This window comes from Pseudomonas sp. LBUM1679, from assembly GCF_059695565.1.
The window spans coordinates 3759377-3773012 of record NZ_CP166774.1 but is presented as its reverse complement, the minus strand read 5'-3'; the positions used below and the strand labels follow the sequence as shown (position 1 = coordinate 3773012).

At 60.8% G+C, this 13636-nt stretch carries 12 protein-coding genes; 10 read left to right on the top strand and 2 right to left on the bottom strand.

All coding sequences use genetic code 11. The features are described 5' to 3' along the window. Positions 1–126 precede the first annotated feature (126 nt). Both ACA062_RS17070 and ACA062_RS17065 read left to right on the top strand, forming a co-directional pair. Complete coding sequence (locus ACA062_RS17070) at positions 127–1200, top strand: WD40/YVTN/BNR-like repeat-containing protein (protein ID WP_497452155.1); 1074 nt, start codon at positions 127–129, stop codon at positions 1198–1200. 28 nt (positions 1201–1228) lie between these two features. Beyond that, complete coding sequence (locus ACA062_RS17065) at positions 1229–3613, top strand: efflux RND transporter permease subunit (RefSeq protein ID WP_497452154.1); 2385 nt, start codon at positions 1229–1231, stop codon at positions 3611–3613. 88 nt (positions 3614–3701) lie between these two features. Here the strand turns inward: ACA062_RS17065 and ACA062_RS17060 are convergent, their stop codons facing one another. Then, positions 3702–4421, bottom strand: a complete 720-nt coding sequence (locus ACA062_RS17060) for a FadR/GntR family transcriptional regulator (RefSeq protein WP_497452153.1) — start codon at positions 4419–4421, stop codon at positions 3702–3704. A gap of 239 nt (positions 4422–4660) precedes the next feature. Next, complete coding sequence (locus ACA062_RS17055) at positions 4661–6397, bottom strand: IlvD/Edd family dehydratase (protein ID WP_497452152.1); 1737 nt, start codon at positions 6395–6397, stop codon at positions 4661–4663. A gap of 193 nt (positions 6398–6590) precedes the next feature. On the opposite strand from ACA062_RS17055, the gene ACA062_RS17050 reads away from it, so the two are divergent. From ACA062_RS17050 to ACA062_RS17015, 8 genes are all read left to right on the top strand, one after another. Further along, positions 6591–7913: an MFS transporter gene (locus ACA062_RS17050; protein ID WP_497452151.1), complete on the top strand. Its 1323-nt coding sequence runs from the start codon at positions 6591–6593 to the stop codon at positions 7911–7913. A 149-nt stretch (positions 7914–8062) separates the two neighbouring features. Continuing rightward, positions 8063–9055 (top strand): AraD1 family protein, encoded by a 993-nt coding sequence (gene araD1 / locus ACA062_RS17045; RefSeq protein WP_497452150.1) that lies wholly within the window; start codon positions 8063–8065, stop codon positions 9053–9055. 10 nt (positions 9056–9065) lie between these two features. Next, entirely contained in the window at positions 9066–10646 is a 1581-nt protein-coding gene (locus tag ACA062_RS17040) for an aldehyde dehydrogenase (NADP(+)) (protein WP_497452149.1), read from the top strand. A 333-nt stretch (positions 10647–10979) separates the two neighbouring features. Continuing rightward, positions 10980–11276, top strand: coding sequence for a DUF5629 family protein (locus ACA062_RS17035; RefSeq protein WP_497452148.1), 297 nt, complete (start codon positions 10980–10982; stop codon positions 11274–11276). Beyond that, the gene (locus ACA062_RS17030) at positions 11269–12438 is read left to right on the top strand and encodes a lactonase family protein (RefSeq protein ID WP_497457437.1); all 1170 of its coding nucleotides are present in this window, start codon (positions 11269–11271) and stop codon (positions 12436–12438) included. Before ACA062_RS17035 ends, ACA062_RS17030 begins: the two co-directional genes overlap by 8 nt. Before the next feature lie 155 nt (positions 12439–12593). Continuing rightward, positions 12594–12773 (top strand): hypothetical protein, encoded by a 180-nt coding sequence (locus ACA062_RS17025; protein WP_497452147.1) that lies wholly within the window; start codon positions 12594–12596, stop codon positions 12771–12773. Positions 12774–13099: 326 nt separating this feature from the next. Next, the gene (locus tag ACA062_RS17020; RefSeq protein WP_497452146.1) at positions 13100–13312 is read left to right on the top strand and encodes a hypothetical protein; all 213 of its coding nucleotides are present in this window, start codon (positions 13100–13102) and stop codon (positions 13310–13312) included. Then, positions 13309–13566, top strand: a complete 258-nt coding sequence (locus ACA062_RS17015; RefSeq protein ID WP_497452145.1) for a hypothetical protein — start codon at positions 13309–13311, stop codon at positions 13564–13566. The genes ACA062_RS17020 and ACA062_RS17015 overlap by 4 nt, the downstream gene beginning before the upstream one ends. Positions 13567–13636 lie beyond the last annotated feature (70 nt).

Here is a 13636-nt window from a genome sequence, read left to right as displayed (position 1 = left end):
GCCAGCTTCCGAAGGGGCTCTGGATTGCGGGTTTCAGGACTATGCTCCAGAACAGGCAATCCCGATGCACCCCTTGCGGCGCCCAGAAAGGTTGAACGACCTAACAATAATAATGGGGGAAGGTCTATGAGTGAGCCTGTCATGGGTGTGGGTATCTGCCGCCCGCCGGCACTGCGCAAATTCGCGTTGCTGGCTACAGCGCTCTCGCTGTTGGGCTGTGCCGTGCTGTCGGCACCCGTGCTGGCCGCTGCGGCGCCAGCGTCCGATGTGGTTTATTCCGTTGAATCCGCCAAGGCCAGCAAAAGCCTGATGCTCGACGTCGTGCACGCAGGCTCTCGACTGGTGGTGGTCGGGGATCGCGGGCATATCCTGTATTCCGATGACCAGGGTGCGACCTGGACCCAGGCCAAGGTGCCCACCCGGCAACTGCTGACCTCGGTATTTTTCGTCGACGACAAACACGGCTGGGCCGTTGGTCATGACGCGCAGATCCTCGCCAGCGAAGATGGCGGCGTCACCTGGACCAAACAATTCGAAGACCTCAAACGCGAATCGCCGCTGCTCGATGTCTGGTTCAAGGACGTCGACAGCGGCTTTGCCGTGGGTGCCTACGGTGCCTTGATGGCAACCACCGACGGTGGCCAGCATTGGGAAGACGTCAGCGACCGCCTGGACAACGAAGACCAGTTCCACCTCAACGCCATCGCAGCGGTCAAGGATGCCGGGCTGTTCATCGTCGGCGAGCAGGGCAGCATGTTCCGCTCTGCCGATGGTGGCCAGACCTGGGAGAAACTTGAAGGCCCCTATGAAGGCTCGTTGTTCGGTGTGATCGGCACCGCTCAGGCCAACACCCTGCTGGCCTACGGGTTGCGGGGCAATCTGTATCGCTCCACGGATTTCGGCAGCACCTGGGAACAGGTCGAGTTGCAGGCTGCTCGCGGCGCGCTCGAGTTCGGCCTGTCCGGCGCCACGCTGCTCGACGACGGTTCCATCGTGATCGTCGGCAATGGCGGTTCGGTGATCCGCAGCAACGACAACGGCGAAACCTTCAGCGTGTTCAATCGCCCGGATCGCATTTCCGTTTCGGCAGTCACTGCGGCGGGCAACGGCAATCTGATTCTGGCAGGACAGGGCGGCGTTCGCGTCACCTCGCCAACCGGCGCCGGCGCAGAGAATGGCAAAAACGGGTCGTCCAAATGAGCCGGGCACATAATAAGAAGGCGGGTCTATGACATCCTTGAGCAGTCATCATCAAGACAAGGCGACGTTTCTCGAGCGCCTGATTTTCAACAACCGCCCGGCAGTGATCTTCATCTGCCTGCTGGTCAGTGTGTTCCTGTTCTGGCAGGCGACGCTGATCCGGCCGTCCACCAGTTTCGAAAAAATGATCCCGCTCGATCATCCGTTCATTCAAAAGATGATGGAGCACCGCAACGATCTGGCAAACCTGGGCAACACCGTGCGGATCTCGGTGGAAGCCACCGATGGCGACATCTTCTCCAAGGAGTACATGGAGACCCTGCGTCAGATCAACGACGAGGTGTTCTACATCTCCGGCGTCGACCGTTCCGGCCTCAAGTCGCTGTGGAGTCCGAGCGTGCGCTGGACCGAAGTGACGGAGGAGGGTTTCGCCGGTGGTGAAGTGATTCCCCAGAGCTACAACGGTTCCCAGCAAAGCCTCGACCTGCTGCGCAACAACGTGCTCAAGTCCGGGCAGGTCGGGCGCCTGGTGGCCAACGACTTCAAGTCGAGCATCGTCGACATCCCGCTGCTGGAGTCCTACCCGGACCCGCAGGACCAGGGCACGCTGCTGGCACTGGATTACCGCAAGTTCTCCCACGAGCTGGAAGAAAAGATCCGCGACAAGTTCGAAGCCCAGAACCCCAACGTGCAGATCCACATCGTCGGTTTTGCCAAGAAAGTCGGCGACCTGATCGATGGCCTGGTCATGGTGGTGATGTTCTTCGGCGTGGCCTTCGTCATCACCCTGATCCTGCTCTACTGGTTCACCAACTGCATGCGCAGCACCGTGGCGGTGTTGAGTACGACGCTGGTGGCCGTGGTCTGGCAGCTCGGCCTGATGCACTTCTTCGGCTTCGGGCTGGACCCGTACTCGATGCTGGTGCCGTTCCTGATCTTCGCCATCGGTATTTCCCACGGCGTGCAGAAGATCAACGGTATCGCCTTGCAGTCCAGCGAAGCGGACAACGCCCTGACTGCGGCGCGCCGTACCTTCCGCCAACTGTTCCTGCCGGGGATGATTGCGATCCTTGCGGATGCGGTGGGTTTCATCACGCTGCTGATCATCGATATAGGGGTGATCCGTGAACTGGCGATCGGCGCGTCCATCGGCGTCGCGGTGATTGTCTTCACTAACCTGATCCTGCTGCCGGTGGCGATTTCCTACGTCGGCATCAGCAAACGCGCGGTCGAACGCAGCAAGAAAGACGCGCATCGCGAACACCCGTTCTGGCGCCTGCTGTCGAACTTTGCCAGCCCGAAAGTCGCCCCGGTCTCCATTGCCCTGGCACTGATCGCCTTCGGTGGTGGCCTCTGGTACAGCCAGAACCTGAAAATCGGTGACCTCGACCAAGGTGCGCCGGAACTGCGTCCGGACTCGCGCTACAACCAGGACAACAACTTCATCATCAGCAACTACTCCACCAGCTCCGACGTATTGGTGGTGATGGTCAAGACCAAGTCCGAAGGCTGCTCGCGTTACGAGGCCATGGCGCCGATCGACGAGCTGATGTGGAAGATGCAGAACACCGAGGGCGTGCAGTCGGCGATCTCGCTGGTGACCGTGTCCAAGCAGATGATCAAAGGGATGAACGAGGGCAACCTGAAATGGGAAACCCTGTCGCGTAACCCGGATGTGTTGAACAACTCCATCGCACGTGCAGATGGCCTGTACAACAACAGTTGCTCGCTGGCGCCAGTGCTGGTGTTCCTCAACGACCACAAGGCTGAAACACTGGACCGCGCGGTGCATGCGGTGCAGGAGTTCGCCAAGGAGAATAACAAGGACGGCCTGGAATTCATCCTCGCGGCCGGTAACGCCGGGATCGAGGCGGCCACCAACGAGGTGATCAAGGAATCCGAGCTGACCATCCTGATTCTGGTGTACATCTGCGTCGCGACCATGTGCATGATCACCTTCCGTTCCTGGGCGGCGACCTTGTGCATCGTGCTACCGCTGGTCCTGACCTCGGTACTTGGCAACGCGCTGATGGCGTTCATGGGCATCGGCGTGAAGGTGGCAACCTTGCCGGTGGTGGCACTGGGAGTGGGGATTGGCGTGGACTACGGCATCTATATCTACAGCCGCCTGGAAAGCTTCCTGCGTGCCGGCTTGCCGTTGCAAGAGGCGTACTACCAGACGCTGAAATCCACCGGTAAAGCCGTGTTGTTCACCGGCCTGTGCCTGGCGATCGGCGTGTGCACCTGGATCTTCTCGGCGATCAAGTTCCAGGCCGACATGGGCCTGATGCTGACCTTCATGCTGCTGTGGAACATGTTCGGTGCGCTGTGGCTGCTGCCAGCGCTGGCGCGGTTCCTGATCAAGCCGGAAAAGCTGGCGGGGCAGAAGGGCAATTCGCTGTTTGCTCACTGATCGGTAGCTGAAAATAAAAAGCCGCAACCAGGGTTGCGGCTTTTTTACATCTCGAATTTGTACCAATCCCACAGGGTTCAAATGGTGATTATGAGGGATCTGTGCCCAGCACCACATTCAGCGCACTGCGCGCATCATCCAGCTGCACCAATGTCGCATGCCGCGCGCCCAGCGCATCACGATTCTCGATCGCGGTGAGGATCGCCTTGTGCCGCGGCAGCGCCAACTCATGCAGATTGGGGCGTTGATTGGAGTGCTTCAACGCTTCGGCAATGGCTACCGAGAGCATGTTGCACAGGTTCGCCAGTAAATCGTTGTGCGTTGCGTCGGCGATTCGGCTGTGGAAGTCCAGGTCCGGTTGCAACAAGGCTTCGGGAGTCGGTGCGGTTTCCATGCGTTGGTAGGCTTCGCCGATGGCGGCGATGTCTTCGTCCGTGGCGTGCTGCGCAGCGAGGGCGGCGGCGGCCGGCTCGATGATGCTGCGCACACTGGTCAGCAGATCGAAGAATTGATTTTGCGGACTGCTTTGCATCAACCAGTGCAGCACGTCCGGGTCGAGCATGTGCCATTCCTTGCGCGGCTTGACCACCGTGCCGACTCGCGGCCGGGAATACACCAGGCCCTTGGCGACCAACACCCGGGTGGCTTCGCGCAGCACCGGCCGGCTGACGGCGTACTCTTCGCACAACAGGGCTTCGGCGGGCAGTTTGTCGTCTGGCTGGAAGCGTCCCGAGACGATCTGCATGCCCAGTTCCTGGACGATGCGCGAGTGCATGCTTTTGCGGTCGGAGGGTTTGCGGTAATCCATGGGGAACGGCGCGATCCTGAGCGATGGAGGTGCGGCGCATGATAACAGGCGTGGCGCGGACGGTCGCTGTAGGAGCAAGCTTGCTCGCGCTGGTGTGACAGTCGACATCACTGTGACTGACACACCATCCCCTGTAGGAGCTGGCTTGCCAGCGAAGGCGATCTGACAGCCAACACATTATGTGTTGAATGTGATGGCCCCTTCGCTGGCAAGCCAGCTCCTACAGGGGGGCAATGGGGTTAGTGAGAGTGGCGCGGGACTTCGGATCCGCGGCAACCGACCAGGAAGTCGAAATCGCAACCCTGGTCCGCCTGCAGCACATGGTCAATGTACAGCTGACGATAACCGCCCACGATCAATTGCTGCGGCGGTTGCAGATCGGCCATGCGCGCTGCCAGCTCGGCGTCCGGGATGTCCAGGTGCAGACGGCCGTTGGCGCAATCGAGCTCGATCCAGTCACCTTCCTTCACCGTTGCCAAAGGTCCACCGGCCGCCGCTTCCGGGGCCACATGCAAGACTACGGTGCCGTACGCCGTGCCGCTCATGCGCGCATCGGAAATACGCACCATGTCGGTCACCCCCTGAGCCAGCAACTTGGCCGGCAAGCCCATGTTGCCGACTTCGGCCATGCCCGGATAACCCTTCGGCCCACAGTTTTTCATCACCAGAATCGAGTTGGCATCGACGTCCAGTTCCGGATCGTTGATCCGCGCCTTGTACATGTCGAAGTTCTCGAACACCACCGCACGGCCACGATGTTGCATCAGTTCGGCGCTGGCGGCGGACGGTTTGAGCACCGCACCCAGTGGCGCCAGGTTGCCGCGCAACACACAGATGCCGCCGTCGGCGCGGATCGGATTGTCGAGGGTGCGGATCACTTCGTCCTGGCCGTAGATCGGCGCGTCCCTGGTGTTCTCGCCGAGGGTTTTGCCATTGACGGTCAACGCGTTCGGGTTGGGTATCAGGTTGGCTTCACCGAGGCGGCGCAGTACGGCAGGCAGACCACCGGCGTAGTAGAACTCTTCCATCAGGAAACGTCCGGAAGGTTGCAGGTCGACAATGGTCGGCACGCCGCGACCGATGCGCGTCCAGTCATCCAGATCCAGTTCTACGCCGATGCGCCCGGCAATCGCCTTCAGGTGGATCACCGCATTGGTCGAACCGCCGATGGCCGCGTTCACGCGAATGGCGTTTTCGAACGCTTCCCTGGTCAGGATCTTCGACAGTCTCAAATCTTCGCGCACCATCTCCACCGCGCGCATGCCGGACATGTGCGCCAGCACATAACGACGGGCATCGACGGCCGGAATCGCCGCGTTGTGGGGCAGGGAAGTGCCCAGCGCTTCCGCCATGCAAGCCATGGTCGAGGCCGTGCCCATGGTGTTGCAAGTGCCCGCCGAGCGAGACATGCCGCCCTCGGCCGCGAGGAAATCGTCAATGGTGATGGTGCCGGCTTTCACCTGCTCGCTGAGCTGCCAGACCACAGTGCCCGAGCCAATGTCCTGACCCTTGTGCTTGCCATTGAGCATCGGCCCGCCCGTGACGACGATCGCCGGCACGTCGCAACTGGCCGCGCCCATCAGCAGTGCCGGGGTGGTCTTGTCGCAACCGGTCAGCAGCACTACGCCATCGATCGGGTTGCCGCGAATCGCTTCCTCGACATCCATGCTCGCCAGGTTGCGGGTGAGCATGGCGGTGGGACGCAGGTTCGATTCACCGTTGGAGAACACCGGAAATTCCACCGGGAAGCCCCCGGCCTCGATCACCCCGCGCTTGACGTGCTCCGCAATCTGGCGGAAGTGCGCGTTGCACGGGGTCAGTTCCGACCAGGTGTTGCAGATGCCGATGATCGGCTTGCCGTGGAACTGGTGGTCGGCGATGCCCTGATTCTTCATCCAGCTGCGGTACATGAAGCCGTTCTTGTCGGCGGTGCCAAACCATTGGGCGGAGCGCAGGGTGGGTTGCTTATCAGACATGATCGATTCTCTTATTGTATGACTATAATGTTGCAGGTGACGCCTAACATAAGCTCAAATTCGCCTGTTTGGAAGTGTTGTTGGTTAAATAGTATTACTATATAGTCGCTTTCAACGGAGGGATGGCCCTGGCGGTTTTCCGCGAGAGGCGTCCCCCGAGGTTCTATAACAACAACAATCGGAGACCGATCTCATGAGCCAGGAACTGCGGCTTATTCGTCGCATCACACTGAAACTGATTCCCTTCCTGATCCTGCTGTACCTGATCGCCTATGTGGATCGCTCCGCCGTAGGTTTCGCCAAGCTGCACATGGGCGCCGATCTCGGCATCGGTGATGCCGCCTACGGTCTGGGTGCCGGGCTGTTCTTCATTGGTTACTTCCTGCTGGAAATCCCCAGCAACCTGATGCTCGAGCGTTTCGGCGCACGACGCTGGTTTGCGCGAATCATGATCACCTGGGGCGCCATCACCATCGGCATGGCCTTCGTCCAGGGGCCGCACAGCTTCTATGTGATGCGTTTCCTGCTCGGCGCGGCCGAAGCCGGGTTCTTTCCGGGCGTTCTCTACTACATCACCCAATGGTTTCCGGTTCGCCATCGCGGCAAGATCCTCGGGTTGTTCATCCTGTCCCAACCCATCGCCATGTTGATCACCGGCCCGGTATCCGGCGGCTTGCTCGGCATGGACGGCATCCTGGGTCTGCACGGCTGGCAGTGGCTGTTCATCGTCATCGGCACGCCGGCGATCCTGTTGACCTGGCCCGTGCTGCGTTGGCTGCCCGATGGCCCCAAGCAAGTGAAATGGATGGATCAGGCCGAGAAGGACTGGCTGACTGGCGAGCTGAAAAAGGATCTTGAGGAGTACGGCCAGACCCGCCACGGCAATCCGCTGCATGCGCTCAAGGACAAACGCGTGTTGCTGCTGGCGCTGTTTTATCTGCCGGTGACCCTGAGCATCTATGGCTTGGGTTTGTGGCTGCCGACCTTGATCAAGCAATTCGGCGGCACCGATCTGGTGACTGGCTTCGTGTCGTCGGTGCCCTACATCTTCGGGATCATCGGTTTGCTGATCATTCCGCGCAGTTCCGATCGCTTGAATGATCGCTATGGTCACCTGGCCGTGCTTTACGTGTTGGGCGCCATCGGTCTGTTCCTCAGCGCCTGGCTGACGGTACCGGTACTGCAACTGGCCGCGCTGTGCCTGGTGGCATTCGCGCTGTTTTCCTGCACGGCGGTGTTCTGGACGTTGCCGGGTCGTTTCTTTGCCGGCGCCAGTGCGGCGGCCGGGATCGCCTTGATCAATTCGGTCGGTAACCTGGGTGGCTACATCGGGCCGTTCGTGATCGGTGCGCTGAAGGAATACACCGGGAATCTCGCGTCTGGGTTGTACTTCCTGTCCGGTGTGATGGTGTTCGGCCTGATCCTGACCGGCGTGGTCTATCGCGTGCTGGAGCGCAAGCATGTGTTGCCGGCTGACCGGTTTGCGGCCAGTGCCCGGGGGGCGAGCCGTACCTGACCCACCCACACGGACCTGTAGGATCTGGCTTGCCAGCGAAAACGGTGGGTCAGTCGACATCAATGTTGAATGTCAGGCCGCCTTCGCTGGCAAGCCAGCTCCTACAGGGATTTGCGTTGTATTGAAGTTTTGTTTACAGGAGAAAAACCATGCGTTTGGTTCAGTTCGAATTGAGTAACGGTGAGCGCCGGGTCGGCGTGGTCGAGGACGGTCTGGTGCGCGAGGTACACGATGCGCGCACGGTGCGTGATCTGGCTTTGGCGGCGATCGAGGCCGGCGTCAATCTCGAACAGCAGGTGAAAACCCTGGGCCTGGGCATCAGCCATGACTATGCCGAGCTGCTGGCGAAGTTGCGTATCCTGCCGCCGCTGGATCACCCGGACCCGGCGCACATGCTGATCAGCGGCACCGGGTTGACCCATCTGGGCAGTGCCTCGGCGCGGGACAAGATGCATCAGCAGGCCGGCGATGAAGCCGCGATGACCGACACCCTGCGCATCTTCAAATGGGGCGTGGAGGGCGGTAAACCAGCGGCGGGGCAGGCCGGTGTGCAACCGGAATGGTTCTACAAGGGCGACGGCAGTATTGTCGTGCGTCCGGGCCAACCATTTGCGCTGCCACCCTTTGCCGAGGATGCCGGTGAAGAACCTGAACTCAGTGGCCTGTACGTCATCGGCCAGGACGGCAAACCCTGGCGCCTGGGTTTTGCCGTCGGCAACGAATTCTCCGATCACGTGATGGAGCGCAAGAATTACCTGTACCTGGCCCATTCAAAGTTGCGCAGTTGCAGTTATGGCCCGGAGCTTCGGGTCGGTGAACTGCCTCAACATCTGGCAGGCACCAGCCGCATCCTGCGCGACGGCGAGGTGCTGTGGCAGGACGAGTTTCTCAGCGGCGAAGCCAACATGTGCCACAGCCTGGAGAACCTCGAGTACCACCATTTCAAATACGGCCAGTTCCTGCGTCCGGGGGATGTGCACATTCACTTCTTCGGCACCGCGACCCTGTCTTTCGCCGACGGCATTCGCACCCGACCGGGTGACGTATTCGAGATCAGCCAGGCCGAGTTCGGCGCGCCGTTGATCAACGGCATCAAACCCGTCGAAGCGGCGTTCGAGCCCGGCACCGTCGGCACCCTTTAAGGAGAGTTACATGACCCGGATTCTTGGTCACAACTACATCGGCGGCCAGCGCAGCGCTGCCGGCACTGTCATCGTCAACAGCGTCGACGCCAGCACCGGCGAAGCCTTGCCCCACGATTTCCACCAGGCCACCCTGGAAGAAGTCGACGCCGCCGCCAAGGCTGCCGCCGCCGCTTTCCCGGCCTATCGCAGCCTGAGTGCCGAGCGCCGGGCACAGTTTCTCGACGCCATCGCCGATGAACTCGATGCGCTGGGCGATGAGTTCGTTGCCCTGGTCTGCCGCGAAACCGCGTTGCCCGCCGGGCGCATTCAAGGCGAACGCGGTCGCACCAGCGGCCAGATGCGCTTGTTCGCCAAGGTGCTGCGTCGCGGTGATTTCTACGGTGCCCGGATCGATCAGGGCTTGCCGGAACGCAAGCCGTTGCCGCGTCCCGATCTGCGCCAGTACCGCATCGGCCTCGGACCGGTAGCGGTGTTTGGCGCGAGCAATTTCCCCCTGGCCTTTTCCACGGCCGGCGGTGACACCGCTTCGGCATTGGCCGCCGGTTGCCCGGTGGTGTTCAAGGCCCACAGCGGGCACATGGCCACGGCCGAACGGGTCGCCGATGCGATCCTGCGCGCCGCGGAAAAAACCGCGATGCCGGCGGGCGTGTTCAACATGATCTACGGCGCCGGGGTCGGCGAAGCGCTGGTCAAGCATCCGGCGATCCAGGCGGTCGGCTTCACCGGCTCGCTCAAGGGCGGCCGGGCGTTGTGCGACATGGCCGCGGCCCGTCCCCAGCCGATCCCGGTGTTTGCCGAAATGTCGAGCATCAACCCGGTGATCGTGCTGCCCCAGGCCCTGGCCGCGCGCGCTGAAAGCATGGCCCGAGACCTGAGCGCTTCGGTGGTACAGGGTTGCGGGCAGTTCTGCACCAATCCGGGTCTGGTGATCGGGATTCGTTCGCCGCAGTTCAGCACCTTCGTGCAGCAGGTGGCGGGGTTGATGGCCGATCAGCCGGCGCAGACCATGCTCAACGCCGGCACCTTGAACAGTTATGGCAAGGGCCTGCAAAAACTCCTCGCGCATCCCGGCATCGAACACCTGGCCGGCAGCCCGCAGGCGGGGAATCAGGCGCAGCCGCAACTGTTCAAGGCGCAGGTCAGCCTGTTGCTCGATGGCGATGAAGTGCTGCAGGAGGAAGTGTTCGGGCCGACCACGGTGTTCGTCGAAGTCGCGGATCAGGCGCAACTGAGTGCCGCGTTGAACGGGCTGCATGGGCAACTGACGGCGACCATCATTGGCGAACCGGAGGACTTCACGCAGTTCGGCGAGCTGACGGCGTTGCTGGAGCAGAAAGTCGGGCGGATCCTGCTCAACGGTTATCCGACCGGTGTGGAGGTCTGCGATTCGATGGTCCATGGCGGGCCGTATCCGGCGACGTCCGATGCGCGCGGAACGTCGGTGGGTACCTTGGCGATCGATCGCTTCCTGCGGCCGGTGTGTTTCCAGAACTACCCGGACAGTTTGCTGCCGGCGGCGTTGCAGAATGCCAATCCGCTGGGCATCCAGCGCCTGGTGGACGGCCAACCAACCCGCGACACCCTCTAACGGCTAAACACAACCCCTGTAAGAGCTGGCTTGCCAGCGAAAGCGGTGTATCAGTCACATGGATGCTGAATGTGCCACCGTCTTCGCGAGCAGGCTCGCTCCCACAGGTATCGCTGCCGTGCACGAATACTGTGCCCAGTACAAAACCCCTGTAGGAGCTGGCTTGCCAGCGAAGGCGTCCGTTCAGTGATAAATATGTCGACTGACCCACCGCTTTCGCTGGCAAGCCAGCTCCTACAGGGGGGCGGCGTTGTGGGGGAGTTTTGTGAGCGGCACTGAGCCGCCCCCACATTGAGCTATCATTGCGTCTTTCCCATTCAAAGATCGACTGCCATGACTGCCGTAACCGACACCTTGCTCAACGCCCTCGAACACTGCGACATGCTGGAAATCGACGGGCTGCACGCCTTTGATTTCTCCCTCGATGAAGACGACAACCTGCACATCGAATGCATGGACGGCCGAGCGGCAAAGCGCTGGGCGTTCAGCATGGCCCAGATCAACGCTGCGACCTTCGATCCCACTCTGCAAAGCTGGCTCATCACCGGTGATTCCGGCGAGCATCGGCTGGTACTGATGGATGCGTTCGGTGGTGGTGACGACGAGGACGAAAAGCATGAAAATGCGTAATCTCTGGCCGCTGTTGATCGCCGGCAGCGTTGGCGCGATGGGCGTTCAGACGGCGACGGCTGATGAGTATCAGTTGCTGGTCGGTTCTTACACCGCTGGCCAGAGCCAAGGGATTTATCGCCTGAAGTTCGACAGTTCCACCGGGCAGATCGACAACAAACCCCTGCAAGTGGTCAACAGCGAAAACCCGTCCTGGCTGACCCTGTCCAGGGATCAACGCCGATTGTTCGTGGTCAACGAAAACGGTCCGGGGCAGACGGATCCGGTAGGACGCGTCAGCAGTTATGCGATCGATCCCAAGACCCATGAGCTGAGCCTGATCAATCAGGTGCAGAGCCTGGGCAACGAGCCGACGCACTCGAGCCTCACCGTTGAAGCCAGTCACCTGCTGGTCAGCAATTATTCGGTGGCCGAAGATCCGGGCGGCACCCTGGCGGTGTTGCCGGTGGATGCCGACGGCAAGCTCCAGCCCGTGGTGCAAATGAGCAGTCACCCTTCCAGCCGGGTCAATCCCGAGCGGCAGATGTCGGCCCATGTGCATTCGGCTGTCTCATCCCCAGACGGCCGCTACGTGTTTTCCAATGACCTGGGGGCGGACCGGATTTTTGTCTATCGCTTCGACCCCAAGGCCAATCCGGACCTGCCATTGACCGCGGCCAAACCGGCCTCGGTCCAGTTGCCACCCGGCAGCGGGCCACGGCACCTGCTATTCAGCGCTGATGGCAAACATGCGTGGTTGACCATGGAAATGAGCGCGCAGGTGGCGGTGTTCGATTACCGGGACGGTCAGCTGGAACAGACGCAAATGGTCGACCTGGCGGCGGGCCAGCCAGTGTCGGACAAGGCAGCGGCGGCGCTACATGCCTCGGCCGATGGCAAGTTCCTCTACGTCAGCAACCGTGGCACTGCCAATCAGTTGCTGGTGTTCGCCATTGACCCTGCGACCGGCCACCTCAAGGAGCTGCAGCGCCGCTCGGTGGAAGGCGATCATCCGCGCGAGTTCAGCCTCGATCCGAGCGGCAAGTTCCTGTTGATCGCCAACCAGAAGAGCAACCAGATTGTCGTCGTCGAGCGCGATGCCAAGACTGGTCTGCTGGGCAAAACCGTACAGAAACTGCCGATGGATGCCCCGAGCGACCTAAAGTTTCTGGTGCGTCAATAGGCCGCAGGCCCCGGTTGATGGGGCCTGCATCCTTGTATTAATGACGCTGATATCTGCTACTGCTACAAAAGATTTCAAGGCGCCAACCTCGAAGGTTAAGTTTGCTCCACGGCCCCACCGGGCAAGCAAGCCAACTGACTTCGAGGACTACCGCCATGAACTTCAATCTCTTCTCTGTGATCGCCGCATCCGCTATCTCAGCCACCGTGGCGCTGCCAGCCAGCGCCAACATTGAAATCAGCGACAAAAAATCCCACGCCCAGAGCTACACCCAGAAATACCTGCAACAGAGCGCCAATTTCTACGCCGCCCTGGATCACAAAAGCCAACACTGAACCTCCAGCCCTGCACACTTTATGCAGGAGCGAAGTCACTTGCCAATCGACCGCCCACGTCGAGAGGCCATGAAGTGATGTCGCTCCTGCATAACGCGTTTACGGCAGCAGCATTTTCCATTTTCAATCCACCATTCTTGCGCCGGCCCAGCCCATGAAGAAGCGCTGGAAGCTGCACGCGCGCGCTTGATAGCTTTTATCGAAGACCGAAATAGACAGGCTTAATGATCAACGAAGCTGATGTTTACTATGGATAACCCTGAATGGTTATCACGGCTTTTTTGATCGATTCTGTGGGCATCGAAACATGTCTGCGGAGAACCATCATGGCCAGCGCAATCCTCACTTCTGCCAAACGCGGCGTCTATGTGGCGATCGGTCTTTACCTGGCCATGGTCCTGGTGTTCAGCCTTTCGCCTCAGTCGCGTCAAACCCTTGAAGCGCCGATTCAAGTCGCTCATCCCGGCATCCAGTTTGAACACCGTGCGCAACATGCGACGGTCGATCAGGCGCTGATCGCGGGGATCGCCGGAGCATGAAAGGCTACAGACTTGGGGTCATCGCCTTCCTGGCGTTCATGACCAATGGCGCTTCCTTGCTGGGGATCGGCCAGGGTTCGGCGGGGTCGGTGGCGCGGGCCATCGAAGCCAATCACAATCTTGCTCGCAACATCGAGACCGCGAAGGCCTTGGGACTGCTGGCTGGCAATCCGCCGATCAAGCGCCAGGGCGGGTTTTTCGGACCCTTTCACGTGGATTGCTCGGTGATTGAGATGTGCTCGGTATTGGCCTGAATGTCCAGACACCCCCCACCCCCTGTAGGAGCTGGCTTGCCAGCGAAGGCGGCCTCAAGCCTTGCAGCGC